Here is a 23,828-nt window from a genome sequence, read left to right on the forward strand (position 1 = left end):
AGACAATATACAGAATAGGTTTGCTTGCTTCGCTCCATACTAATCGGTAATTACGAGGATAAGGAGGGAATCGGATGAATCATAGTCCGGCTCCTATTGTCTACTTGCGGCTCCGCAGCCGTGTGCGTATGATCCAAGGGCAGGATTTACATTTGGGCGATGTAGCCCATCTGCTGACGGAGCCCGAATGGGAAAAGGATCTGCTTGAACTTGTTCTCAAGCGGCCGCAGAAGCAGGACGGTAACCTGATACTGGTGGACATGCTACAGATCATATCAAAAATTAGAGATCATATTCCGGGAGTTGTAATTGAATCTCTCGGGAAACCGCATGTACTTGTGGAACTCGTGGAGAGACCCCGTAAGCCATCCAAAATACTGTTCGTGTTGGTATGGTTACTTCTGTTTTTTGGCTCTGCGCTGACGATTATGAACTTTCATGCTGACGTTAGCATGATGGAGGTACAGGTTCGGATTGTAGAAATGATTACGGGACAAAAGGATGAGCACCCGTACTTGTTCCAAATTGCTTACTCGATCGGCATCGGCTTTGGTATGATCGTATTTTTTAATCACTTGTTCAAGAAAAAATGGAATGAGGAGCCGACGCCACTGGAGGTGGAAATGTATCTGTATCAGGAAAATGTGGATCAGTATGTTGTGGCAGAGGAGTATGAAAAGATGGCTCGTTTGCAGCCAAAGGATAAGAAACCATGATATTTGTACAGGCTGCACTTCAGATTATTTTGGGTATCGCTGGGGGGCTGGCGGTAGGTAGCGGTGTGATTGCTTTTTTTATTGTGCTGGATATTATGCCGCGATTAGCACAACTCACCCGGACGTATAAAAAATCACGTGCATACGAAAAGGCGATGATTTTAGGTTCAGTGGTGGGAACCGTGGCCGATTTTTGGAACATCTGCTTGCCATTACCGGGCATATTTACATGGATACCTGGTTTGTTTTGCGGAGTGTTTATTGGCTTGCTCGCCGCGGCTCTAACAGAGGTGCTGAATCTCCTGCCCATACTGGCCAAGCGACTCCATATGACTGTATACATGTTTGGTCTGTTAATGGCAATGGTGCTTGGCAAGGTAACGGGTTCCTTATTTGATTGGTTTGTATACAACCGTTAATAGTGAAAGAGAAGGGGGCAAGAAGTATGGATCATAGAACGGATCAGGATCAGCAGGAGCATTATCATGGAGACGGAGCAATTGGAAGGGAAAATCATACTGACGGGGAAAGTTTGGGCTCCTGGAAGCAAAAGCAGGAGCAGGAAGCCGCCCGTCTTAAGCACAAAAAAGAAAGCGAGCGTTCTGATAATGTAGAGGAATCCATTCGTTATTGGCAGATTGAGGATGATATTTCGCCAAAGATGAAGGAAAATCGTGAAACCCTTAAGATGGTATTGGGTTTGGGAGAAACCTTTGATGTTGTATTTAGGGAAATGACAACAGGTGGCCGCCATATCGGGTATTTGTTCTTGAATACCTTTGCCAAGGATCAGATCATGCTTGAGGTGCTAAAGCGGCTCACCTATCTGACGCCGGATGACATGACTTCAGCTGGACTTCAAGCGTATTTCGAAAATTTTATTCCACATATACAGGTGGAGAAGACGGATAAGATGTCCGTTGTCATAAACAAGGTACTGACGGGAATGAGTGCTCTCTTCATGGAAGGCGAGCGTTTTGCTGTTATTCTGGATACTCGTAATTACCCTGTACGGAGCCCAGAAGAACCTTCCTTGGAGAGAGTTGTGCGCGGTGCACGTGATGGTTTTACTGAAACGATGCTTACAAATGTAGGTTTAGTGCGTCGGCGTTTGCGAGACCCCGGACTTAAATTCGAGGCCATGCAGGTCGGACGCCGAACTCGAACAGATGTATGCTTGGGCTACATTGATGATATTGTGGATAAGGTCATGGTGGATACGGTACGAGACAAAATTAAAAATGTTAATCTGGATGGTATTCCACTGGCTGATAAGCAATTAGAGGAGACGATTATCAATAAAGGTTGGAATCCATATCCATTAGTACGATATTCAGAGCGACCAGATGTTGTGGCTTCGCATATTATGGAAGGAAGGCTCGTAATTTTCGTTGATACCTCACCCAGCGTAATGATTTTGCCTACCACTTTTTTTGACCTGTGCCAGCATGCAGAAGAGAATCGGCAAACCGCTTTTATGGGTAGCTATTTACGCTGGGTACGTTTTATAGGCATATTCGCCTCGATGTTTCTGCTTCCGATGTGGCTGCTAATGGTTATCAATCCCGAATTAAAACCGGGGTTTCTCGATTTTATCGGCCCTCAAAAGGAAGCACATTTTCCGCTGATTGCCCAGTTTATCATTGTGGAACTAGGGGTCGATCTTATGCGAATGGCAGCTGTGCATACTCCGACACCATTGGCTTCCGCCATGGGGTTGATTGCAGCCATTCTGGTTGGTGATATAGCGGTTAAGACGGGACTGTTCGTAAATGAAGTCGTATTGTACATGGCTGTTGCTGCCATAGGAATGTTCGCAACACCGAGCTATGAGCTGGGGCTCGCGAATAGACTGATTCGACTATTCCTGCTGATTGCTGTTGCTATTTTTCACGTACCAGGCTTTGTCGTGGGCACGACACTGATCATTTTGATGCTGACGCTGCATCGGTCATATAATTCTTCGTATTTGTGGCCGTTTATTCCTTTTAATGCCAAAGCGTTAGCTTCCATCTTGTTCCGTATGCCTGTACTTGATGCGCCTAACCGCCCGTCATTTAATAAAACGAGGGACAATACGCGTATGCCCCATACGGATGCCAACACAGATTCGAACTCAGGCAATGGACAGGAGCATTAATGTAAATGTTCTGAATAAAAATCCATTGTTCTTGATGTTTTTTTTGCTATACTGGTGTAAACATTCGATGGAATATGACTAGCTTGTTCCAGAAAGAGAGGCGCCAGAACATGTATTTGCATGGAAGCAGTAAAATTAACAGCAATGGACATTTGGAGATTGGCGGATGTGATACCACGCTTTTGAAAGAGCGTTTTGGCACGCCGCTATATATTGTAGACGAACAGTTAGTCCGCCGGCGCTGCCGGGAATTTATAGAAGCATTTCGTGAGACCGGTTTAAAGTTTCAAGTGGCTTATGCAAGCAAAGCATTTTGTGTTATGGCAATGTGCGCTTTAGCTGCTGAAGAAGGGATGTCGCTCGACGTTGTTTCCAGCGGAGAGCTGTTCACAGCACTGCAAGCAGGATTCCCGGCAGAACGAATCCATTTTCATGGCAATAACAAGACGCCGGAAGAAATTGAAATGGCGTTAGAGGCGCAAATTGGCTGCTTTGTCGTTGATAGCAAGATGGAATTGCATTTGTTACAGGCTCTCGCCTCTGAAAAAGGACAACAGGTCAATGTTTTACTGCGGGTTACGCCGGGGGTTGAGGCGCACACGCATGAATATATGGCCACAGGTCAAGAAGATTCAAAATTTGGTTTTGACATTGCGAATGGCACAGCCCGTCAAGCGGTGGAACAGGCTATCAAGCTGGATCATCTTAATCTGCTGGGAGTACATTCTCATATCGGCTCGCAAATCTTCGAAGTCAATGGCTTCCAAATGGCTGCCGAGCGGGTCGCAGTTTTTTGCAGGGAGATTAAGGAACAGCTTCAGTATTCCTTCAAGGTGATTAATCTCGGTGGGGGATTTGGTATCCGTTACACAGAGGAGGACACACCGCTGAAACTATCCACCTATGTACAGGCTATCGGTGAAGCGGTAAAAACTCATTTTTCAGGGCTTTACGATGAACTTCCAGAAATTTGGATTGAGCCGGGACGCAGTATTGTAGGTGATTCAGGTACAACCTTGTATACGGTAGGAAGCATCAAGGATATTCCGCAGGTTCGTAAATACGTTTCTGTAGACGGCGGAATGACAGATAATCCACGTCCTGCACTGTATCAGGCCAAGTATGAAGCAATGCTGGCTAATCGAGCCCAAGATGCGAACGAAGAGACAGTGTCCATTGCAGGCAAATGCTGTGAAAGCGGCGATATGCTTATTTGGGATGTAGAACTGCCTCGCCCGAATAGCGGAGACTTGCTCGCTGTTGCCTCAACCGGAGCTTATAATTACTCCATGGCGAGCAATTATAACCGGATACGCCGACCAGCAGTTGTATTTGTCAACAACGGTGAGGCCGAGCTGGTAGTGCGTCGGGAAACCTACGAGGATATCGTTCGCAATGATGTTTTGCCACAGCGCTTGGTTCGTGATCAAGCCAGTTCAGTGGTTCAGCCCAATGCTAAGATTACGGTTTCGTCCTGATTGTGGAATTCTAAATTCAAGCAGGCCATTGCGTCGGTAATAATAGACCGGGGACAATGGCCCCTTTTTTTTGGACAAGGCTTTGCTAAGCGCGCCAATTCATAGTAAACTGGAACTTGATGTTATTTAGTTCTCAAAACAGGTTGAAAAGGAGATACAAACAATGAAAAAAGGTAGAATAGATCTTGAAAACGGCGGTATCGTCGAAATTGACTTTTTCCCAGAAGAAGCTCCAAACACCGTTGCTAACTTTGAAAAGCTGGCAAACAGCGGTTACTACAATGGTTTGAGCTTCCACCGTGTCATCCCGGGCTTTGTTGCTCAAGGGGGTTGTCCGATCGGTAATGGTACTGGCGGTCCTGGCTACACCATTGACTGTGAAACAGCTACGAATACAACAAAGCATGCCAAAGGCGTTCTGTCCATGGCTCATGCAGGTCGCAACACAGGTGGCAGCCAATTCTTTATTTGCTACGCTCCACAGCCGCATTTAGATGGAGTACATACTGTATTTGGTAAAGTAACCAAAGGTATGGAATTCATTGATACTGTAAAACAAGGCGACAAAATGAAAGAGGTTAAAGTATTTGACGTGTAATTTACCATTACATGCATGATTTGAATTCCTTTAAATAGCGTTGCACCTAAGCCGTTCTGTCTTTGGACAGGGCGGCTTTTGTTGTCTTTTGTTTGACGGTTTGCTGATTTTTACAATCACGTAGGTATTACAGTGCGTAAGATCACATTCGAAAAGTAAGTGTTGTGATAGCCTTTTCATAAGAATGCATTTTCCATTTATTTTATATGAGTATTCAGCTCAGTAAGAGTTGGAAAAGAAGGGGGCTTATCACATTGTCTATTTTAACGCGCACAAATCGACTCGGATTTTTTGAAATCCGGCTGGAATCCATTGGTGGACTCGGCGCAAATCTGGCTGGCAAAATGTTGGCCGAAACCGGGGTACTTGGTCTGGGACTGAATGCTTCAAATTTCTCATCCTACGGTTCGGAAAAGAAGGGATCTCCAGTTAAAAGCTTTGTTCGCTTCTGTGAGCCGGAGGTGGATATTCGCGATCACAGTCCGATCGAGCAACCGCATGTGGTAGGCATTTTCCATGAAACGTTATACAAAACGGTAAATGTAATCAGCGGCCTGCCAGCAGATGGGATTGTAGTCGTAAATTCCACACGTCCGGCAGAAGAAATACGGGCTGATTTGGGACTGGTATCCGGTACATTAGCAGTGGTGGATGCGATGGGCATCGCACTGGAAGAGCGGACCAAACTAAATACGTCCATGCTAGGTGCCTTGTTCCGTGTCTGTGATTTCCTGGACCCGGAAGCAATGAGATCGGTTATTCGCAGTACTTTTGAAAAGAAAAATCCACAATTAGTGGAACCTAATCTGCGTACGTTTAATCGTGGTTTTGAAGAAATGCAACTACATGTATATCCGGTTACTGCTGATGCGCAGGATCGGGTTTTTGAACGTCCGCAGCCTTTGCTAGGGTACGAAACTCAATTGCTGGGGGGCGTTATTGCAACTCAGGGCAACAGCATGACGAAAGATGTTAGTGGTTCACGTCAGGGTTATGTACCTGAGTATGAAGCTGATAAATGTACTCATTGTGCCAAGTGTGATTCGATTTGCCCGGATTACTGCTTTGTATGGGAAGAGCAAGCAGACAAACGTGGAAGAATGATGCCGTTTTTGCAAGGGATTGATTACCAGTATTGCAAAGGGTGTCTGAAGTGTGTAGATATTTGCCCGTCGGGGGCATTAAGCTCGCGTCGCGAACAATGGGGCTGGGCGGAGCAGAATCGCGTTGCCCACCAATTTCCAGTATATGAAGGAGGGCGTGCGTAATGGCAAAGCTGGAGGAAGAACTCAAACAGACGGGCGCCGCACAAGTGACAACATTCGAATCCGGTAATGAAATGGCAGCTACAGCGGCTGCGCAGATCAATTATCATATGATGGGATATTTCCCGATTACGCCATCGACCGAGGTAGCACAGTATCTGGATCAAATGAAAACGCGTGGTCAGCATAATATTAAACTGGTTGCAGCAGATGGAGAACATGGATCGGCAGGGATTTGTTATGGAGCTGCGGCAGCAGGAGCGCGGGTTGTGAACGCTACCAGTTCGCAAGGTTTCCTATACATGCTGGAGCAGTTGCCTGTTCAGTCGGGTACCCGTTTTCCTATGGTTATGAATCTGGTGACAAGAGCTGTCAGTGGTCCCTTGGATATTCGGGGGGATCATTCGGACCTGTATTATGGTTTGAATACAGGCTGGGTCATTTTGACGGCAAGTACGCCACAGGCTGTGTATGATATGAACATTATGGCCCTGAAAATTGCAGAGCATAGCGATGTACGGTTGCCTGTAATGGTCGCATACGACGGTTTTTATACGTCCCATCAAAAACGTAAAGTGCAATATTTTGCCGATGCAGAGACCGTGCGCGATTTTGTAGGCCCCAACCCGAACCTAAATTATCCGAATATTACGGATTTTGATCGTCCTGTCACTGTGGGTGCGCATATGAACGGCGATGACCTGACGAATAATCACGTTCAACTGTCCGAAGCGTTGAAGCTTTCAGAAGGAGTATATGAGCAGGTAGCAGCAGAATATGCCGCTTTATCCGGTCGGGAATATCCGATTTTGGATCTGTATCATATGGAGGATGCTGAGGTTGCGGTATTTTTGCTGAATTCGGCGGCTGAATCGGCCAAGGATGTGGCAGATCAACTCCGCACGCGCGGCATTAAAGCCGGTGTGATTCGTCCGAATATCATCCGGCCATTCCCAGCTGCACAACTGCGGGAGGCATTGCGCCATGTCAAGGCGCTGTTGGTGGGTGAACGTGCAGATTCGTACGGGTCAGATGGTGGTAATTTGACGCATGAAATCAAGGCGGCGTTACAAGAGGACCCATTGAACCAAACCATCGTATTAAGCCGTATCTTTGGCTTGGGTGGTAAGGATTTTTATGCGGAAGATGCAGAGGCGTTCTTCCAGCTTGCTATTCAGGCGGCAGAGGCTGGACGAGCGGAAAAGCCCTTTGATTATTACGGGATTAATCCGGGTTCACCGGACAAAGTGATGCCGCAAGTCATGCAGCCACCACGTGGCAATGCATACCGTACGGGTCTGATTCAGGTTACGCCGGACGAGGCGACCGGGAAGCTCAAAGTCAAGGTACCACCTCTGCGTTCGTTGACAACCAAACCACGTCGTCTTACACCAGGGCATGGGGCTTGTCCTGGTTGTGGAGCCTTGTCTGCGCTTGAGCTATTTTTTAAAGGAATTGAAGGCGATATTGTCGTACTGTTCCAGACTGGCTGCGTTTATGTGGTGACGACAGGGTATCCATATACATCACACAAGCAACCGATGATCCACAATCTTTTTCAAAACGGGGCCGCTACCCTTTCAGGTGCGCTGGAAGCTTACATGGAGATGAAGCGACGTAATGAAATTGAGATGTCGGATGATCCAACCTTTATCATGATCAGTGGTGACGGCGGGATGGATATTGGTATGGGTTCTGCGATTGGTGCGGCTCTGCGTAACCATAAACTGATTATGCTGGAATATGACAACGAGGGGTACATGAATACAGGTTCGCAGCAATCGTACTCCACTCCAATGGGGCATATGACCAGTACGTCGGGTGTAGGGAAAATGCAAAAAGGGAAGCAAGGGCATCATAAGGATACCGTGCAAATCATGGCCGCCTGTAACATCCCGTATGCCTTTACAGCAGCCGAAAGTCATCCGCAGGATATGCTGCGCAAAGCCGCCAAGGCTCAATGGTATGCCAACAACGTGGGTACGGCATATGGTAAAATTCTGTGCGCCTGTCCGCTCAACTGGAAATCCGAAGACAGACTGGGTACTAGCATCGTGGGCGCCGCAGTCGAGTCCTGCTTCTTTCCTTTGTACGAAATCGAGCAGGGAAGTACGACGATTACGTACAATCCGGAAGACAAGGGAAAACGGATTCCAGCCGCAGAATGGCTGAAATTAATGGGTAAAACGAAGCATCTTCTCAAAGAGGAAGCAACGATGGCTACCTTTGAGCAGGAGATTGAGCGTCGCTGGACTATCCTGAAAAAGAAACATGAAATTTCGGAGTTATAATTCTGTTTTTTTGCATAATAATCGTGTAACATTGTTAGCCGCTGTTTTGGCACCAGTTCGATTGAGATTCCTTGCGCTTGCTGCGCAAGGAATCTTTTTTTGCGTTTATGGATTGAGGCATAAAAAAACAGGTAATGATTTCCGATATAGGAGTGGAGGCCTATAGAAGGCATGTTATAAAGTTTTCTTCTGAATTTTAAGATGCAATGAGGTGCAGGTAATGATTAAGCTGAATACAGTTGAAATAATTGAAGTTATAAAGAAGCAAATCCCCAAGGTTATGAACATCACGCCAGTGGAACTCAAGTTTACGGATGATTTTGGACGGGCATCGCTGGCGGCAACAGAACACAAATTCACGCTGACGAACCAGCATTATTCTGCCAAGGTGATGGATTGTGTGTTAGAAACACAAGTGCGCCCTATTTTAATGTGTGAAATTATTTATTTTCTAAAATGCGAGTTTATTGATGGGCATGTGGATGTACGACTGGATTATGAAGCATGCTCTGAGGGAGAGCGAGGACCTGTCGCTACAGCCGTTATTACCTTTGACCATGATACACAGCTTGGAGTCGACGAACTGGCCGATCTGATTGATCTGGCACTTCATATGAATGATAAAACCTGGTTTGAAGAACTCTCCAGCCAGTATGTCAAAACCAAAGCAGGAGCTTCTATTAGATAACTTGCTTTTTTTTGAAGTCGGTGCTAATATACGTAACAAGTTTAATGTTAATTCAATTAAATAAGAGCAAGATCCTTCGGGGCGGGGCGAAATTCCCCACCGGCGGTGATGGCATGTTTGTGAATCGCTTCTGCGAACACAGCATGGCTTAGTCCGTGACCCGGATGCTGAACAATCAGCAGAAGGTGGACCTGGTGTAATTCCGGGACCGACAGTATAGTCTGGATGGGAGAAGGATACGAAGCGCATGTGCATGACGTGGCATGTGCCAATTTTTAGCATACTTAAAAGTACGTACGGCTTATTTCGTTGTAGGACAGCATCAGACGATAGCTTTTTTTAGCTTTCTTTTTGATAACGTTCTGAGCGTAATTGCTGTATCTTCGATCATGCTTTCTTTTGGCAAACCTATGATTTCATGTCATTTTAAGACATACATGAACTGCGCTTGTATACTACATATGTGACTCTCATCACCCCCATGACGGATTGAATCCTGACTGGGGGTTGTTTGCGCTTACAGCAGATGAATTAGGGATAAACTGAAATGTAGTGGAAAGGAGTGAAAGCATGTTTACCGGATTGGTCGAGGAAGTGGGTCGCATTCAAAGTATTTCCAAAAGCGGTGAAGCGATGGTGCTGGGGATTTCGGGTTCTGTGGTATTGGGCGATTTGAAAATCGGCGATAGTGTCTCGGTAAATGGTGTTTGCCTGACGGCAATACAGATTGGTACTAAAGATTTTAAGGTTGATGTGATGCCAGAGACTTTTCGCAGCAGTAATCTAAGGGAACTCAGATCCGGTAGCCGAGTCAACCTAGAGCGAGCGATGGCGGCGAATGGAAGGTTCGGAGGACATATCGTACAGGGACATGTGGACGGGACGGGTACAATTCGCGGAGTAACATCAGACCAGAATGCAGTTGTGTTCGAAGTTGAGCCTTCTGATCAAGCATTATTTAAATATGTTCTCCTCAAAGGGTCAATTACAATTGATGGTATCAGCCTCACAGTCGCGCAGCGGACGAGAGATAGCTTTGCCGTATCTATTATCCCCCATACCTTAGCCGAAACGGCCTTACAAGCCAAACGTGAGGGAGACACTGTGAATATTGAATGCGACATATTGGGCAAATATGTGGAGCAGCTTTTACATTACAGAGGTTCAGTACCGATGGAGAGAGCAGATCAAGCTCCTCTTAGTTTGGACTATTTGGCGAAACACGGCTTTGCTTGATACAGCCTGATACAGAATGATAGAAAATTTGGTTCAGGAGCATTCGTGACATAAGACATAAGGAGGAGAGGGTTATGGATAGAGGCATCCAAACAAGTGCGACGACAAATATCATGGAGCAGGGCGAGTTGCACCATGACGAAGAGATTCGATTGGATTCCATCGAAGAAGCATTGGAGGATTTAAAGAACGGCAAAGTCGTTATTGTAGTGGATGATGAACAGCGGGAAAATGAAGGCGACTTTATCGCTTTGGCTGAGAAAGCATCGCCTGAGGTCATCAACTTCATGATTACAGAAGGTCGCGGGTTGGTCTGCGTGCCGATCACACAGCACAGAGCCGAGGCATTGGAATTGCATCCTATGGTAGAGCAAAACACAGATTTTCACGGTACCGCCTTTACGGTATCGGTAGATCATATGAAGACAACAACGGGGATTTCAGCGGCCGAGCGCTCTTTGACTGTTCGCGCCTTAGCCGACGAAGCAATCACGGGCAGCGATTTCCGCAAACCTGGTCACATGTTCCCGCTAATTGCTCGTGATGGTGGGGTCTTGCAACGCGCCGGTCATACTGAAGCGGCTGTCGACCTGGCCCGACTCAGCGGCTTTAATCCCGCCGGGGTCATTTGCGAAATTATAAAGGAAGATGGCTCAATGGCCCGCTTGCCTGATTTGGCCGTGATCGCCAAGCGACATCAATTGAAGCTGATTAGCATTCAACATTTAATTGAATACCGTCGTCGTTTGTCATTGTAAAAAATTCAAAAAAAAGAGAGGTTGATAAGCATGGCACGTTTTCTGGAAGGTAATCTTGTATCAAGTGGTTTAAAGTATGGTATTGTGGTGGGCAGATTTAATGAGTTTATTACAAGCAAACTGTTAAGTGGTGCGCTTGACGCACTTCAACGACATGGTGCAAAGGAAGATGAAATTGATGTAGCATGGGTGCCGGGTGCATTTGAAATCTCACTTATTGCACAAAAAATGGCTGCAAGCGGAAAATATGATGCCGTCATTACGCTTGGCACGGTTATCCGTGGCTCTACTTCACACTATGATATCGTCTGCAATGAAGTGGCCAAGGGTGTGGCGGCAAGCAGTCTGAAAACGGGTGTCCCCATTATTTTTGGTGTAGTGACTACGGAAAATATTGAGCAGGCTATTGAACGAGCAGGTACGAAGGCTGGTAATAAAGGTTGGGATTCTGCGCTGGCTGCGATTGAAATGGCCAATCTCGGTAAGCAGTTCTAATGATATAAATGGCTGAAAGAACGGCATAAATTGCAAAGTGGAAAAGGGATTGGATTGTTAAGCAAGGCGATGACGTATATACTACAGAAAGAGGGATTGATAATGTAGAGCATAAGTGCTAATGGGGAAAGGTATTGTTGAATGATGATTGGAGTAAGGCAGGGGGAAGCACATTGACAGTCGTAAATTACAAGCTGGAAACATTCGAGGGTCCGCTGGATCTACTGTTGCATCTGATTGATAAAGCCGAGATCGACATTCAGGATATCCCGATTAGCGATATTACTGATCAATACATGGCTTTTTTGCACAGTATGCAGGAGCTGGAGTTGGACATTACAAGCGAGTTTCTAGTGATGGCGGCGACGCTCTTATCCATTAAGAGTAAATTGTTGCTTCCCAAGCCACCTGTAATGGAATATGACGATTTGGATTATTATGGAGAAGAGGACTATGATCCACGCGAGGAACTGGTTCGCAAGCTGGTGGAGTATCGCAAATACAAAGGGATTGCTCGCCACCTGAGTGAACGTGAGTGGGAACGGAGTCTGATTTATGGCAAGGAGCCGGAAGATTTGAGCGCATTCTTGCCAACCGAACCCGCGAATCCGGTGCATGGGCTGCATGCAAGTGATTTGGTCGCGGCCTTTCAGCGTGCATTGCGCAAAGCTGAACGACGTACGACGGTAACCCGTGTTCATCGGGACGAAATTTCAGTCAAGGACCGTATCCGGCAAGTTATCGGGGCGTTAGAGATGGTGGGGACTGGAGGACGGCTGCTGTTCTCCAAGCTGATGCATGTGGACATGTATCGGCATGAGGTGGTTGTAACCTTTTTGGCTATCCTTGAATTGATGAAAATGAAGCAAATCTTCTGTTATCAGGAGAAGCTTTTCGATGATATTGTAATGGAGTGGAGAGGGGATTTACGGGTTAATGGATTATCTGAAGCTGAAATCAATTATTGAGGGGCTGCTGTTTCTTGCGGGAGAGGAAGGGTTGTCCACCAAGCAGATCGCCGACATTGTAGAGCAGCAGCAAGAGCTGGTTGAAAAGTGTCTGGAGGATATGAAACAGGACATGGAGCAGGGAGGAAGAGGCCTGCAGCTTGTCCGTATTGCTGGTCATTATCAGCTTGCAACCTTATCCGAACATGCACCCTATTTTGAAAAGCTCGCCTACTCTCCGGCACGTGCCTCACTGTCTCAAGCTGCTTTGGAGACACTGGCTATTGTGGCCTATCGCCAGCCCATTACAAGAGTTGAAATCGAAGAAATTCGGGGAGTCAAATCCGAGCGGGCCATACATACACTGGTCAACAAGGAGCTCATTGAAGAGAAAGGTCGAGCTGAAGCCATCGGACGACCAATATTGTATGGAACGACGAAATCATTCTTGGATTATTTCGGTCTAGGCTCTCTCGAAGATCTACCGCAACCGGAGCAGTTCGAGGATTCAGACAATTTGGAAGAAGAGACACAGCTATTGTTCGAGCGTTTGGAGAGCAGCCAGCCTGCGGAGAACGATTCGGATCTGGAATCCTAAGTTCATAAAATTCAAAAGACAGCCAGTCCTTACGTTGTTGAGGGCTGGCTGTTTGGCATTTAAGATGCATGATTTTCCGCCGAAGGGTCATACTATTTTTGCCATGATATTCTATAGCAAAAGGGTAGGGAGGACTCGCCAGTGTGGAAATGGATCAGTATCGCCATCATCATCTTTATATTCATCGTACTGGCTATTCTGCTCTCTCGTATTCGATTGAAGCTGGAAATTGCCAAGCATGACAATGATGATCGGGCGCATCTAGAGATCAGAATTCTATACGGGTTGGTCAAAATGGATTACGATATTCCAGCCATTCTCATAACAGGTTTGAAAAAAGGGCTTCTCTATCGGCTTGACCGCAATAAAAACATACATAAAACGGATGCTTCTGTGGATAGCGGAAATATTGATATCGAAAAAATCAAGCAATTTATACATGATATACGGGTTTTGCTCAAGGGAACACAATCTTTACAGCGATGGCTGCGACATACATTGGCCCATGTAACAGTGTCCAAAATGGAGTGGTCTACCAATATTAGTCTGGCTGACGCAGCTTATACAGCGACCTCAACTGGTATGTTATGGGGGCTAAAAACGACCTTGATCGGTTTTGCTTCCAGCATTGTGCGCATGGATTGTACCCCAAAGGTGTTTGTTGTGCCTTATTGGGTGGACCGACTACGTTTTACTACCATCTTGAACTGTGAAGCAAAAATATCGCTCGGTTATTTAATCTTTTCCATGCTCAGATTAGCTTTCCGCATATGGCGTGTTCCGGGAGGACCAGAGGCATGGAAGCGGGTTATTTCCAAAAATCCTGAGAATCAACAAGCCAGCAGTGAGGAATAAACAGTGTAGAGGATTGACATACATATTTCCCTGAACCTTTGCGCACAATAGCGAAAGAAAAGCAGTCTACGCTTGAGATAAGCAGAGGAGGAATAAAACATGTCAGATCATCCGATTCAAGGGCTCATGCAAACCGCGATGGAGAACATCAAGGCCATGGTGGACGTGAATACGATTGTGGGAGACGCGGTGGAAACACCCGATGGTTCCGTTATTTTGCCAATCAGTAAGGTAGGATTTGGGTTCGCAGCCGGGGGAAGTGATTTTAACGTAGATGAAGAGGCGCTCCATACTTCCTCAGCATCCGGTAATCATAGTGGGAAGGAAGTACATCCTTTTGGTGGCGGTAGCGGTGGTGGTGTATCTATTCATCCCATTGCCTTTCTAGTTGTTGGCAAACAGGGAGCACAAATCGTTCCGCTGGACAATCAAACGCATCTGTTTGAGAAAATCATCGACTCCACACCATACCTGATCGATAAGGTTCAGTCTATCTTCCAGAATTCAGGCAGCAACATGCAGACTCCACCTCCACAGGTACCTGCAAATGCTAATACTGACCAAAGTCAATCTGGACCGGCTTACTTGTAAAAGTTATTGAAATTAAAAGTGTGCTCTCAAGAAGGTATCCCCAAGCCAAGCGTGGCCTAGGAATACCTTCTTTTTAGTATGAACTCGGTCCTATTCCTGAATATACTGCCTTCCACCAATGACAGCATGTATACAGTGACTGAATTCTTGGTAATAAAATGTATTCACTGATAGTTCATTTTTTCGGTTTTCTTCGGGTGCGAACTGGGATAGGTAAACGAAGTCAGGGTAGATCACTTCATTCGTCAAATAAGCAGATACCGTGGCATTCGGGCGACGATGGCGATTAAGAGAATCAATAATACCTTGAGCCGGCAAGATGCCAATCCCATGTCCATAGAAAGCATCTTCCTTCAGTTTGACGACATTTTCTCCCTTCCATTCCAATGCATCGGACGACACATCTGGATTGTTAAAATACAGAATGTCCCCAGGAACCGCTTTATGGCTGCCTTGCTGTTGTATAAGCCTGAGATCACTGTCATAGTGCCAATCATACAACAGCATATCTGCAAAAATCTGATTAAACTCACTTTCTAGAATGGAATCCAGTACTCCTTTGTACAACACAATAACCATTGCTGTTGCACATTCAAAAGCGTATTGTTGACCGTTTATAAAGATATCTTTGATTCCTTGCGCCGGAGTGACACCTGCTTTGATCCGGAAACCGCCTTTTTCCGTTAACTCCCAAAATTGTGGGTTGCAACGCGCGGTAGCAAAAGTGGCGAAGGATACACCACTTTGATGCAATGCTTGTGCGGACTCTACAATCCGCGATCTTAAAATCATTTCAAACTGTAATCGCTGCATGTTGTAACCCCCCGATTCATATTTAACGTTTAGTAACTAATATTATATGTGTTCAGGAGTGCAAGTTGCTTGGTTAACATAGAAAGAAAGCAAAAGAGGAGCGGCTAATGACTGTCCTGTACAAGGAATTTTCTGTTATAAAGGTGGACATACTTTGAACAGCTTGGACATAGAATGGTACAAGACTTGCTCAAAACCGGAGGAATCCAAATGTTTAAAAAAAAACAACATATCCATGCGGACCACAGCCATTTTAAGAATAAGGCACGCGCATTTGTTTTACCGCTAGCGCTTATGCTTGTTTTGTCATTGCCGCTTACATTGCTGAGTCCACAGCCTGTTCTGGGAGCGGTGACAACAGAAGCAACACCACCCGCGTTAGGAACTCATGCACAGGCTGCTTCTTTAATTGATGTCACATCAGGACGGATCATATATTCAGCCGAAGGTGACCGGGAGCTCCGAATAGCTAGCCTAACTAAAATTATGACTGCGATTGTAGCCATTGAACATGGACGCTTGCAGGACCGAGTAAAAGTGAGTTCAACGGCGTATGCCAAAGAAGGCTCCTCGCTTTTTCTGCAAATGGGTGAACAAATGACGCTGGAAAATATGCTATACGGCTTAATGCTCCGTTCGGGTAATGATGCAGCTTCTGCCATTGCCGAGCATGTGGGGGGGACAGAGGAGGGGTTTGTCCATTTAATGAATGACAAGGCGGTTCAGCTTGGGCTAAACCATACGCATTTTGCTAATCCTCATGGGCTGGATGCCGATGGACATTATTCCTCAGCCAACGATATGGCCCGGCTCACTGCTTATGCGCTGCATAACCCAACTTTTGCCCGTATCGTAAAAACAGAACTGAAAAAAGCACCGAACCCCAACGATTCCTGGGACTATTCATGGCATAATAAAAATAAAATGCTGCGGCTGTATGAGGGAGCTGACGGTGTAAAAACAGGCTTCACTAAAAAAGCGTTTCGTTGCCTGGTCAGCTCGGCCACACGTGAGGGGCGCCAGCTCGCTGCTGTTACCTTGAATGACGGGGACGATTGGAATGACCATGCCCGTATGCTTGATTACGGCTTTCGATATTATCCTCTCATTCCGATTACGGACAAGCAGCAGCCTATTGATGGTTACCCCCTCTTGACAGGGGCGAGTTTTTCTTATCCTCTACATGATGGTGAGAAGACTCAATTGCACAAAAGACTGGTGTTGTTTAAAAATTCCGCTTCGGCGGATAGAGCTGACGTGTCTTTTGGTTTACGAGGACGGGTCGAATTTTTACTGGAAGGTAAATTGATCGGTTCTGTTCCTGTATATGAAAAAGGTAGTAAGCTGCCTACTCAAACTATTGTACAGCCACAGCAGGAGGCTCCGACTGCACAAGTTCCTGCAAACCATACTCAGCCACGAGGTTGGACGAGCAAATGGAATGAAATTCTTAAAAATCTGTTCAGATCATAAGGCAAGTAGGCTTGATGCTATAAAGCTGCGGTGTCACATCATTGGGAAAAGGGGGAATCAGTCATGATTCATCTCATATGGGTGGCTTTGATTTGTATAGGATTTGTATTTGCAGCCGCACAGGGAAATATAGAGGTGGTGACGAAGGCGGCTTTTGACGGGGCAACTACGGGTGTTACAGTATGCTTTGGACTGATAAGTGTGCTGGTATTCTGGATGGGCATGATGAGGTTGGCTGAAGACGGTGGGCTCTTGCAGAAAATATCTAAGCTGCTTTCTCCTTTGGTCGCCTTTCTCTTTCCTGATGTTCCGCGTAATCATCCCGCTATGGGCTACATTTTGTCCAATATGAGCGCCAATCTGCTCGGACTGGGGAATGCAGCAACGCCCATGGGGATCAAAGCGATGCAAGAGTTACAAACACTCAATCCTGATAAGCAAACTGCTACACCTGCCATGTGTACGCTACTCGCGCTGAATACAGCCAGCATTACGCTTATTCCTACAACGTTGATCGCCATTCGGCTAAATTTTCATTCCGCACACCCAGCAGAAATCGTCGGAACGACACTGGTGGCGACCGCAATAGCCACCTTTGCTGCCATTGCGGCGGATCGTTGGTATCGTAGTCGAGAATTGCGCCGCCGTCCTCCAGCGAATCCGCCATCCCAGACCTCCTTGGCGCCACGTACCTCGCAAGCACCAACATCTGTGGCTTCTTCACATGTACCGCCCATATCTTCACCTGCCGTGCCGCGAACGGGAATCACAGCTACCAAGGGCAGGGACACCACTTGGAAAGGATGAGGGAGGCATGCTAAATTTTATTAACCTCGTATCGACTTGGGCCATCCCGGTTATTCTCGCTTTTATTCCTTTATATGCATATGCCAAAAAGGTCCCTGTCTACGATTCTTTTGTAGATGGAGCCAAAGACGGCTTTTCTACCGCCATCAGCATTATTCCTCATCTTGTAGGTATGATGGTGGCGATTAGCATTTTTCGAGCATCCGGCGCTTTGGACTATGTAATATCCTGGGTAACCCCGTGGATTAAAAACTGGGGCGTACCTGGCGAGGTACTGCCTTTAGGTTTGCTCCGTCCATTGACAGGCACTGGTTCACTTGCGTTCACGACGGATCTAATTCGCACTTATGGTCCCGATTCCATGATCGGTCGGATTGCTTCAACGATTCAGGGCAGTACAGATACGACACTGTATGTATTAACTGTATATTTTGGTGCGGTAGGTATCCGCAATGGACGATATGCCTTGAAGGTGGGACTATTTTCAGATGTGGTTGGTTTTGTGGCGGCTATTGCCATTTGTTTGCTTGTATTTTGAATTTTGCATCGTTTTTTGAACGGGGGTTGTGATTTTGCTCATGGATGGGTATCATTAGCATGAGGTGAATTAGCGAACATGGAAAGATTGCAGAAAATATTGGCCCAAGCCGGTGTAGCTTCCAGACGTAAATGTGAGGAGCTTATTCAGGCGGGCAGTGTGGAAGTAAACGGGGTTACCGTAACTGAGCTGGGAACGAAAGCAGACCCTGATCAAGATATGATTACAGTAAAGGGACGCCCGATCAAAACTGAGAAAAAAATCTATTTGATGATGAACAAACCCAAAGGGGTCATTACAAGCGCTTCCGATCCGGAAGGTCGCAAAATTGTGTCTGACTATCTAAAAGGCGTCAAGGAACGCGTATATCCGGTCGGACGTCTTGATTACGACACCGAAGGGCTGCTGTTGCTTACCAATGACGGAGAGTTCGCCAATCTGCTCACCCATCCCAAGCATCATGTGCCGAAGACGTATGTGGCTACAGTCAAAGGCGTTCCGCACGGTACTGAGCTGGACAAGCTGAAAAAAGGAATCGTGCTGGAGGATGGCATTACTGCACCGGCCGAGGTAGAATATAAGGATGTAGATCCGGACGGTAAGGAATCTGTGATCCAGATTACCATTTATGAAGGCAGAAATCGCCAGGTAAGACGGATGTTTGAGGCCATTTCGCACCCAGTCATCAGACTCAAGCGGATTGCTTTTGGGGATCTATTGCTTCAAAACTTGAAGCGTGGTCTCACCAGACCCCTAACCAAGGACGAAATCAACCGTCTCATTCAACTTGCCAAATCAGACAACACGAAAAAGAAACGGACAGGACGGGGGTCATAACCCCGGCCTTTTTGGCGTAAAGAGACTATTGGATGAGAGTAAAGTTTGACCAAGCACGGGAAAATAGTAAAATAGAGAGAATGCTTTTTTTAGCGAAGGGGCTGGGAATATGTCAGAACAAAGCAACCGCATATTAATTGTAGATGATGAAGAACGCATTCGCCGCCTTCTGCGGATGTATCTGGAAAAAGAAGGATACGAGATTGAAGAAGCTGAGGATGGCGAGATTGCTCTCCAAAAAGCGACTGCAAGCGATTACAGTATTATTTTGCTCGATGTGATGCTTCCGGGTATGGACGGGATTGAAGTGTGTACACGGCTGCGCCAAACCAAATCTACACCTGTGATTATGCTGACAGCCAAAGGCGAGGAAGTGAACCGCGTGCAAGGCTTCGAAGTCGGAGCTGATGATTACGTGGTCAAGCCCTTCAGCCCGCGAGAGGTCATTTATCGGGTAAAGGCAATTTTACGACGGTCGTCGGAGACTGCTTTTTTAACGAAAGAGGCTGTGCCAAGCAATAGTATTGTTTTTCCAAATCTTATTATTGAGCATGATGCACACCGGGTAACTGCAGGCGGAATTGAAATCAGTCTAACGCCTAAAGAGTACGAGCTGTTGCATTATTTGGCGGTGTCGCCAGATAAAGTCTTCTCACGCGAAGAACTGCTGAAAGATGTTTGGAATTACGAATTTTTTGGTGATCTACGCACTGTGGACACGCATGTGAAACGGCTTCGTGAAAAGCTGAATAAGGTATCGCCAGAGGCAGCGGCTATGATTACGACCGTATGGGGCGTAGGTTATAAGCTGGAGGTTCCAAAATAACGTGAACTTCTGGAGATCGCTGGTAGGCAAGCTGTGGATCACCATCATTTGTCTTGTAGGTTCTGTGCTTATTTTTCTAGGGCTTTTTTTATTGCCGTACATCAACAGAAATTTTGCAGCACATGAATCGACGGAGATCAAGCATTTATTCACCTATACATGTATTGTCGGATTTTTATTGACGACCTTTTTTGCTCTATTTCTTTTTACTAAAATCACACAGCCTATGCAGCTGTTGATTCAGGCGGCGAATGCCATCCGTGAGGGAAGGTATGATACTCGGCTTTCGCTGGTGACCAGCGATGAAATTGGAGAGCTGGCGAAAACTTTTAACCATATGTCTACGGAACTGGAAGCGACGATCCGCAGTCTGAATGAGGAGAAAAACCACTTATCCAGTGTGCTGCGAAGTATGTCTGATGCCGTATTTACCTTCGACAGAAGTGGACAAATCATCTTGACGAATCCGCCTGCACAAAGTTTGCTGGATATTTGGGAAAAGCTGGAGTGGCAGGGGCGTGATCTGGAGGAATTCGGAGCTTCTGTGCCTGAGCCTTTGCTGCCTTTGTTCCATACGGTTATGGACAGAGGCGAGGATGTCGGAGACTACATCCATGTCAAGAAAGGCTCGTGGTCAGTGCAAATGGCGCCGCTGTATACAGATAACGCTATTCGTGGTGCAGTAGCTGTACTTAGAGATATTACGGAAGAAGTAAAACTTGAGAAGATGCGTAGCGATTTTGTAGCCAACGTATCCCATGAAATCCGTACACCCTTATCTATGATGCAGGGATACAGTGAGGCTTTGCTGGACGGCATGGCGGGTTCACCGGAAGAGTCTGAGGAGCTAGTACAGGTTATCCATGATGAATCATTGCGTATGGGAAGATTAGTCAAGGATCTGCTGGATCTGGCCCGAATGGAGGCAGGTCATACAGACATGTACCGTCAGGAAGTGGATGTGAATGAACTGATCGAGCGTGTTCACCGGAAATTTACGGTTCGTTCCAAGGAACGGGGACTGACACTCGATTATTATGAGTCAGATCAACACTTGCTGTTGCCTGAGGCAGATGAAGACCGACTGGAGCAGGTGTTGACCAATTTGCTGGATAATGCGTTCAGACATACACCCTCTGGGAAAAAAGTTACCATTGCGGCGGATCAAATTCGGGGAGAACGGAATGAGTTAATCCGCATTCGTATTAAAGATGAAGGTGTGGGCATTGCCAGTGAGGACCTACCTTATATTTTTGACCGCTTCTACAAGGCAGACAAGGCTAGAGTACGTGGTGAGGACAAAGGGACTGGTCTGGGGCTTGCCATTGTTAGAAACATCGTAGAGGCTCACGGAGGCTCTGTCTCAGCTGCTAGCGTACTGGGAGAAGGGACGGAATTTACTATTTTGCTGCCAATCTCCATCAAAACAAGACAGGGCTCTGTAACAAGCTTATAACGACGGCTCATATGTCCCAGTTTGCAGGCATCCTCGGAAGAGGGTGCTTTTTGTTGAAAAATCAACATTTATCTTGTTCAACGTGGAACATTCAGTTTCAAGATGGATGCTTCTATGTTAGATAAGGGTATAAGAAAAGGCGCCTCGGTAGCCGGGCGCCTCTCTTTATAAATAAAACCAAGGAAGTTTTCACACTGACTGGAACTAATCCAGCACTACTTCTTGGGCAGTATTCAGTTCTGGCAAGCCTACGAGTTGAATCAGTACGTCTTTAGGCACAGCTTTGTCAACGGTCAGGATCATGATAGCTTCACCGCCAACAATTTTACGACCTACTTGCATAGAAGCGATGTTGACGCTGTTCTCCCCAAGCAAGGTGCCGACACGGCCGATAATGCCGGGTTTATCATTGTGTGAGATGAGCAGGAAATGAGCCTCCGGTGCCACATCTACTGGGAACTGGTTCAATCGAACAATACGTTCACCATAGCCTGCGAGCAGGGTGCCGGAAACACGTTGTTCTTCACCGCTTTGCGTTTTGAGCGTAACGGTGATCAGGTTGGTAAAGCCCTTGGTGGCAGGCGCCTGAGAGACGATGAGATGAACGTCACGTGTTTTGGCAAGATGCACAGAGTTTACGATGTTCACATCGCTGCCCAGATGACGGCTAAGTACGCCTTTCAAAATATAACGTGTGAGCGGCTGTGTATCCACAGAAGACAAATCGCCAGCGTAATCCACCTGGATTTCACGTACAGCCTGGTTGGTGATCTGAGCGGCAAAGCTGCCCAGCTTCTCTCCGAGTGAGAAATATGGCTGCAATTGCGTCATGACATTGGATGGTACTGGAGGCATGTTGACCGCATTTTTAAACGGCTCATCCCGTAAAATATGCAGCACCTGCTCAGACACGTCGATCGCCACGTTCTCCTGAGCTTCGACAGTCGATGCACCCAGATGTGGTGTAACGATAATTTTTGGATGGCTCAGGAACGGATGATCCTGTGCTGGTGGTTCCGACTCGAATACGTCAAAGGCTGCACCGGCAACGATACCTTCATCAATAGCTTCAACAAGTGCCATTTCATCGATAACTCCGCCTCGGGCACAGTTGATGATGCGCATTCCTTTCTTCATCACTTCAAACTGCGGACGTGCGATCATATGCTTGGTTTCTGGTGTTAATGGCGTGTGTACGGTCATGAAATCTGCGTTGCGGATAATTTCGTCCACGCTGGCCAGCTTGATGCCCAGCTTCTCAGCGCGTTCTTCAGTCAGAAACGGATCATAACCGAGGATGTTCATGCCAAATGCTTTGGCGCGTTTAGCTACCTCACTGCCGATACGTCCCATGCCGAGGACTCCAAGTGTTTTGTTACGCAGTTCGACACCGAGGAATGTTTTACGATCCCATGTACCACCGATGGTTTTAGCGTAAGCCTGTGGAATATGGCGAGCCAGTGCCATCATCATGGCAAAAGTGTGCTCACATGTCGTAATTGTATTGCCGTCAGGAGCATTAATAACGATAATCCCGCGTTGTGTTGCTGCTTCAAGGTCGATGTTGTCCACTCCGACCCCAGCACGTCCGACAACCTTGAGGTTTTTACCTGCCGCCATGATGCGTTCGGTTACCCGGGTTTGACTTCGGACGAGTAATGCGTCATAGTCACCAATAATTTGAACCAATTCATCCTCGCTGAGACCTGTGTTCTTGTCCACCGTGACATCGTCTGCATCCATCAGCTGCTGAATGCCCAGGTCACTGATTGGATCGGATACTAACACTTTAAACATTTGGTTTCCTCCTCAAAGTTAACTTCTTTTATGGACAGGATGTACTTCAAACTGAAATACATTCCATAAAGAACATGAAAAAACTTGAAATGCTTCTAAAAAGTACAGGAGAGCGGTCGAAACACTAGTGTGATAACGCATTGACGCAGAAAAGGAATAAAATAGTATTTTGCACCAAACTGACAACCAAAGGCCTTATGCGGAGTCGCTTTACGGTTTTCGGGCATCAAAAAAACTCCCGAATCACATACTATCTCCATAGTAAGGGACGAGAGTTATCGTGGTACCACCCTAATTCGCAGCCATTTCGCAATGGACTGCCTTCAGCGGTCATATAATGACCGAAAGGATAACGGTTTTCTGCCGATTGCATCTAATGTCGGAAAATGATTCCCTAGACCTCGATGCAATAACTCAGGAGCGCTGAAAGTAGTTACTTCGCCACCGGCTTCCACCCAAGCACCGGTTCTCTGAGGACGAAATCAATACCTTTTCTCCATCATTGTTGTTGTCGCTAATAATTTTTTCATAATGTATCATGGCTTACATGGGCATGTCAATAGGACATGCGACATGTGTGGATAGACGACTAGATACATAGCTACAGAATGCGGAAAAATTAAGA

Annotated in this window: 23 protein-coding genes, 1 riboswitch and 1 other annotated feature; of the genes, 21 read left to right on the top strand and 2 right to left on the bottom strand. The window is 46.5% G+C overall.

The window, feature by feature from the left end; all coding sequences use genetic code 11:
- Nucleotides 1-74 precede the first annotated feature (74 nt).
- From C0638_RS18180 to ytfJ, 15 genes are all read left to right on the top strand, one after another.
- Nucleotides 75-716, top strand: a complete 642-nt coding sequence (locus tag C0638_RS18180) for a stage V sporulation protein AA (RefSeq protein ID WP_025675632.1) — start codon at nucleotides 75-77, stop codon at nucleotides 714-716.
- On the top strand, nucleotides 713-1,135 hold the full coding sequence (locus C0638_RS18185; protein WP_013371732.1) for a stage V sporulation protein AB: 423 nt from the start codon (nucleotides 713-715) through the stop codon (nucleotides 1,133-1,135). The genes C0638_RS18180 and C0638_RS18185 overlap by 4 nt, the downstream gene beginning before the upstream one ends.
- Nucleotides 1,136-1,161: 26 nt before the next feature.
- Nucleotides 1,162-2,856: a spore germination protein gene (locus C0638_RS18190; RefSeq protein ID WP_058711115.1), complete on the top strand. Its 1,695-nt coding sequence runs from the start codon at nucleotides 1,162-1,164 to the stop codon at nucleotides 2,854-2,856.
- Between the two features lie 110 nt (nucleotides 2,857-2,966).
- Nucleotides 2,967-4,334: a diaminopimelate decarboxylase gene (lysA, locus tag C0638_RS18195; protein ID WP_058711114.1), complete on the top strand. Its 1,368-nt coding sequence runs from the start codon at nucleotides 2,967-2,969 to the stop codon at nucleotides 4,332-4,334.
- Nucleotides 4,335-4,497: 163 nt separating this feature from the next.
- Nucleotides 4,498-4,932 carry a peptidylprolyl isomerase gene (locus tag C0638_RS18200; RefSeq protein WP_058711113.1) on the top strand — a complete coding sequence of 145 codons (435 nt, stop codon included), beginning with the start codon at nucleotides 4,498-4,500 and terminating at the stop codon, nucleotides 4,930-4,932.
- Between the two features lie 254 nt (nucleotides 4,933-5,186).
- Nucleotides 5,187-6,200 (top strand): 2-oxoacid:acceptor oxidoreductase family protein, encoded by a 1,014-nt coding sequence (locus C0638_RS18205; protein WP_013371729.1) that lies wholly within the window; start codon nucleotides 5,187-5,189, stop codon nucleotides 6,198-6,200.
- Entirely contained in the window at nucleotides 6,200-8,488 is a 2,289-nt protein-coding gene (locus C0638_RS18210) for a thiamine pyrophosphate-dependent enzyme (RefSeq protein WP_058711112.1), read from the top strand. Before C0638_RS18205 ends, C0638_RS18210 begins: the two co-directional genes overlap by 1 nt.
- A gap of 220 nt (nucleotides 8,489-8,708) precedes the next feature.
- The gene (locus C0638_RS18215; protein ID WP_058711111.1) at nucleotides 8,709-9,176 is read left to right on the top strand and encodes an IDEAL domain-containing protein; all 468 of its coding nucleotides are present in this window, start codon (nucleotides 8,709-8,711) and stop codon (nucleotides 9,174-9,176) included.
- Nucleotides 9,177-9,244: 68 nt separating this feature from the next.
- Nucleotides 9,245-9,417, top strand: a riboswitch (FMN riboswitch).
- 329 nt (nucleotides 9,418-9,746) lie between these two features.
- Entirely contained in the window at nucleotides 9,747-10,412 is a 666-nt protein-coding gene (ribE, locus tag C0638_RS18220; RefSeq protein WP_013371726.1) for a riboflavin synthase, read from the top strand.
- Between the two features lie 74 nt (nucleotides 10,413-10,486).
- Nucleotides 10,487-11,170, top strand: coding sequence for a 3,4-dihydroxy-2-butanone-4-phosphate synthase (ribB, locus tag C0638_RS18225; protein ID WP_082689636.1), 684 nt, complete (start codon nucleotides 10,487-10,489; stop codon nucleotides 11,168-11,170).
- 30 nt (nucleotides 11,171-11,200) lie between these two features.
- Nucleotides 11,201-11,665, top strand: a complete 465-nt coding sequence (gene ribH / locus C0638_RS18230; RefSeq protein ID WP_058711110.1) for a 6,7-dimethyl-8-ribityllumazine synthase — start codon at nucleotides 11,201-11,203, stop codon at nucleotides 11,663-11,665.
- 173 nt (nucleotides 11,666-11,838) lie between these two features.
- Nucleotides 11,839-12,633 carry a segregation and condensation protein A gene (locus tag C0638_RS18235; protein ID WP_058711109.1) on the top strand — a complete coding sequence of 265 codons (795 nt, stop codon included), beginning with the start codon at nucleotides 11,839-11,841 and terminating at the stop codon, nucleotides 12,631-12,633.
- Entirely contained in the window at nucleotides 12,602-13,210 is a 609-nt protein-coding gene (gene scpB / locus C0638_RS18240; RefSeq protein ID WP_013371722.1) for an SMC-Scp complex subunit ScpB, read from the top strand. The genes C0638_RS18235 and scpB overlap by 32 nt, the downstream gene beginning before the upstream one ends.
- A gap of 141 nt (nucleotides 13,211-13,351) precedes the next feature.
- Nucleotides 13,352-14,065 carry a DUF2953 domain-containing protein gene (locus C0638_RS18245; protein WP_040103468.1) on the top strand — a complete coding sequence of 238 codons (714 nt, stop codon included), beginning with the start codon at nucleotides 13,352-13,354 and terminating at the stop codon, nucleotides 14,063-14,065.
- A 99-nt stretch (nucleotides 14,066-14,164) separates the two neighbouring features.
- Nucleotides 14,165-14,656 (top strand): GerW family sporulation protein, encoded by a 492-nt coding sequence (ytfJ, locus tag C0638_RS18250; RefSeq protein ID WP_013371720.1) that lies wholly within the window; start codon nucleotides 14,165-14,167, stop codon nucleotides 14,654-14,656.
- 90 nt (nucleotides 14,657-14,746) lie between these two features.
- On the opposite strand, the gene C0638_RS18255 is transcribed toward ytfJ, so the two are convergent.
- Complete coding sequence (locus C0638_RS18255; RefSeq protein WP_058711108.1) at nucleotides 14,747-15,469, bottom strand: protein-glutamine gamma-glutamyltransferase; 723 nt, start codon at nucleotides 15,467-15,469, stop codon at nucleotides 14,747-14,749.
- Nucleotides 15,470-15,679: 210 nt separating this feature from the next.
- Between C0638_RS18255 and C0638_RS18260 the strand changes: the two genes are divergently transcribed.
- The 6 genes from C0638_RS18260 (at nucleotide 15,680) to C0638_RS18285 (ending at nucleotide 21,406) form a co-directional block, all read left to right on the top strand.
- Nucleotides 15,680-16,942, top strand: a complete 1,263-nt coding sequence (locus C0638_RS18260; RefSeq protein WP_025675640.1) for a D-alanyl-D-alanine carboxypeptidase family protein — start codon at nucleotides 15,680-15,682, stop codon at nucleotides 16,940-16,942.
- A gap of 63 nt (nucleotides 16,943-17,005) precedes the next feature.
- On the top strand, nucleotides 17,006-17,749 hold the full coding sequence (locus C0638_RS18265) for a nucleoside recognition domain-containing protein (protein ID WP_013371716.1): 744 nt from the start codon (nucleotides 17,006-17,008) through the stop codon (nucleotides 17,747-17,749).
- Nucleotides 17,750-17,756: 7 nt separating this feature from the next.
- Nucleotides 17,757-18,287 carry a spore maturation protein gene (locus C0638_RS18270; protein WP_014599983.1) on the top strand — a complete coding sequence of 177 codons (531 nt, stop codon included), beginning with the start codon at nucleotides 17,757-17,759 and terminating at the stop codon, nucleotides 18,285-18,287.
- A gap of 78 nt (nucleotides 18,288-18,365) precedes the next feature.
- Complete coding sequence (locus tag C0638_RS18275; protein WP_013371714.1) at nucleotides 18,366-19,124, top strand: pseudouridine synthase; 759 nt, start codon at nucleotides 18,366-18,368, stop codon at nucleotides 19,122-19,124.
- Nucleotides 19,125-19,233: 109 nt separating this feature from the next.
- Nucleotides 19,234-19,950 (top strand): response regulator transcription factor, encoded by a 717-nt coding sequence (locus C0638_RS18280; RefSeq protein WP_013371713.1) that lies wholly within the window; start codon nucleotides 19,234-19,236, stop codon nucleotides 19,948-19,950.
- 1 nt (nucleotide 19,951) lies between these two features.
- Nucleotides 19,952-21,406, top strand: a complete 1,455-nt coding sequence (locus C0638_RS18285; RefSeq protein WP_058711107.1) for a HAMP domain-containing sensor histidine kinase — start codon at nucleotides 19,952-19,954, stop codon at nucleotides 21,404-21,406.
- Between the two features lie 204 nt (nucleotides 21,407-21,610).
- Here C0638_RS18285 and serA read toward each other — a convergent pair whose 3' ends face one another.
- Complete coding sequence (gene serA, locus C0638_RS18290; protein ID WP_058711106.1) at nucleotides 21,611-23,203, bottom strand: phosphoglycerate dehydrogenase; 1,593 nt, start codon at nucleotides 23,201-23,203, stop codon at nucleotides 21,611-21,613.
- A 261-nt stretch (nucleotides 23,204-23,464) separates the two neighbouring features.
- Nucleotides 23,465-23,715: a binding site (T-box leader), on the bottom strand.
- Nucleotides 23,716-23,828: the final 113 nt, after the last annotated feature.

The organism is Paenibacillus sp. lzh-N1, from assembly GCF_002872435.1.
In the GTDB taxonomy this organism is placed as follows: Bacteria; Bacillota; Bacilli; order Paenibacillales; family Paenibacillaceae; genus Paenibacillus; species Paenibacillus polymyxa_C.